2 protein-coding genes and 1 pseudogene are annotated in these 2,148 nt (G+C 61.2%); 1 reads left to right on the top strand and 2 read right to left on the bottom strand.

What is annotated here, in order from left to right; genetic code table 11:
- Together AC1DT3_RS18870 and AC1DT3_RS18865 are read right to left on the bottom strand one after the other, a co-directional pair.
- Window positions 1-138 (bottom strand): annotated as a pseudogene (locus AC1DT3_RS18870) (aldehyde dehydrogenase family protein); the annotation flags it as partial.
- A gap of 125 nt (window positions 139-263) precedes the next feature.
- The gene (locus AC1DT3_RS18865) at window positions 264-1,226 is read right to left on the bottom strand and encodes a GAF domain-containing protein (protein ID WP_477466753.1); all 963 of its coding nucleotides are present in this window, start codon (window positions 1,224-1,226) and stop codon (window positions 264-266) included.
- Between the two features lie 306 nt (window positions 1,227-1,532).
- Between AC1DT3_RS18865 and AC1DT3_RS18860 the strand changes: the two genes are divergently transcribed.
- Window positions 1,533-2,148: cadherin-like domain-containing protein (locus AC1DT3_RS18860; RefSeq protein WP_477466752.1), on the top strand; the 616-nt coding region annotated here is incomplete at its 3' end.

Genomic DNA, 2,148 nt, shown 5'->3' with positions numbered 1-2,148 from the left:
CAGGATCTGGCCGTTGACCGGAGATGTATTGTCGAAGTAGCGGCCACTGCGTGGCTCGACCCACGCGCCGCCGATGTAGTTTCCGTACTTTGCCTTGAAGTTGGGGCGAGCGGTGCGCACGAATTCGGGCTTGTTCATCATTTCCTCCTGGTTGCGCCATCTGCGGCGTCTTGACGTCAGGTTCGGCTCGGCCGGCGATCCTGTCACGCTCTGGTTCGAGGAAGGTTCGAGCAGATGTCTCAGTTCTGCGACACTTAAGGACGCTACTGGATGCGGCGGATGCCCAGCCGCTTCATTTTGCGGTGCAACGTAGCGCGGCTGATATTCAGGGCCTCAGCTGCCTCCGAGACGTTGCCTTTGGCTTTCGCGAGCGCCCTGCGGAGCGCCCCGCGTTCTGCGTCGGCGAGATCGGGCGTGAGATCGTCGGCAAAGACGTCCTGGGCCGGAAGGAGGTTCGCGATCGTTGCATCGGTGATGCCGAAGGCGAGGCGCGCCGACCGTGTCGCGCCGACAACGAGATCGTCGTGATCGATGGCGAGCAGGCCGGCGGAGCCGGGAAATGTGCCGTCCGCCAGCACGATACGCGCATTCGGGAAGGCATTTCTGAAATTCAGTGCTTCGATCTGGCGGGCGGCATCGGAGACCGCGGCCGCGATCAGCCCGACATACCCATCTGTGAGGTCGGAACGGCACGAGGACACATCGAGCGCGCCGGCAATCCGTCCGGTGTGATCGAAGATCGGCGCGACTGTGCAACTCAAGGCGATGTTTCGCGCATGGAAATGCTGCTCGCGGTGGATCGTCAGGACTCGGCCTTCGGCGAGGCAGGTTCCGATCCCGTTCGTTCCCTCCGCTTCTTCGCTCCACACAGCGCCCGTCCAGAGACCCCATGCAAAAAAAGTCGTGTCGTCGGTAGCGGCTCCGCGGCGGTCTACGGGGACGCCGTGGCGATCTGAAAAGAGGACGCAACAGCCTGCATTGCCGACAGCCTGGAACAAACGGTCGAGGCTGGCTTGGGCTACATGGAGGAAGGGTTCTGCCTCTTGGCGGGCGTCGCGCAGCTCCGGGCCGCTCAAAGTCCGGGGCGGACGCGCCTCGAGGGGATCGAGCCCATAACGCAGCAACGAGCGCTGCCACGATGCGGCAACCGCCGAGCGCGCCGGCATGGAATTTTCGAGCGCCTGCGCAATCCGCTCGGCGTGGCCGAGCCCGACGGATGAGCCCATGACCGTTTCCTCAAGGAGGTTCTTATTGTTGGGGGCATCATGCACGGGTTCGGCAATTTCGCCAAACGCGTGGATCTGATCMTCGTCCGGAGGGTGCGCGCTCTATTGGGCCCTCTCCTAGGGAATGATCGGGGGATTGTATGGGTTTTACCCTATGAAGAACGGGTTTCATGACCTCATATTGCCGGTAGGGTAACCGGTCCGCGCAATCGGACCGCCGCCATCGACGCCGATTGAGCCGCGACTGCAATAGCCGGAACGGCCGCCGAGCACTTTCCAAGCCGAACCGTTTCCAGGGTTTACACGATGCCCCCCGATTACGCCGATGATTCCTCAACGACCGGCTATATTCAGCTTGGGCAATCGATCAGTTCGGATATCGAGAGCCCGACAGATCAAGACTGGTTTCGCGTCTTTCTCGACGGGGGCGTCTACCGGTTCGATCTGAAAGTCGACAATCCCGAGGCAACGCCGCTCATCGACCCGATTCTCCGACTTTTCGACATGAACGGCAATTTTCTCGCCTTCAACGACGATGCGGTCGATGGTGGAACGACGGACAGCGCGATCGTCATTTCCCTCCCGAAGGGCATGTATTTCCTTGCCGCCGGCGGTTACGCCGATTCTTTCGGCACCTATACGATCTCCGCCGCAAAGTTGAATGCGCCGCCCACCCTTGGCGGCTCCCTGGCCGCCGACATTCCGGAAGGCGCGAAGATCACGCTGACGACCGATATGATCGATGGCATCGATCCGGACGATTCCTTTCAAGGCCTGGTTTTTACGGTATCTGACCTCGAGCACGGGACGATCCTGGTGAACGGGGTCGAAGCAACCAGTTTTACCCAGACGCAGCTCATTGCAGGCGCAGTTGTCTTTCAGCACGATGGCTCAGAGGGCACGAGCGCCGGTTTTCACATCG

This window comes from Microvirga sp. P4_G7 (genome assembly GCF_056401005.1).
Note: the sequence above shows the minus strand (reverse complement) of the source record. Positions and strands in the feature narration are given on the sequence as shown.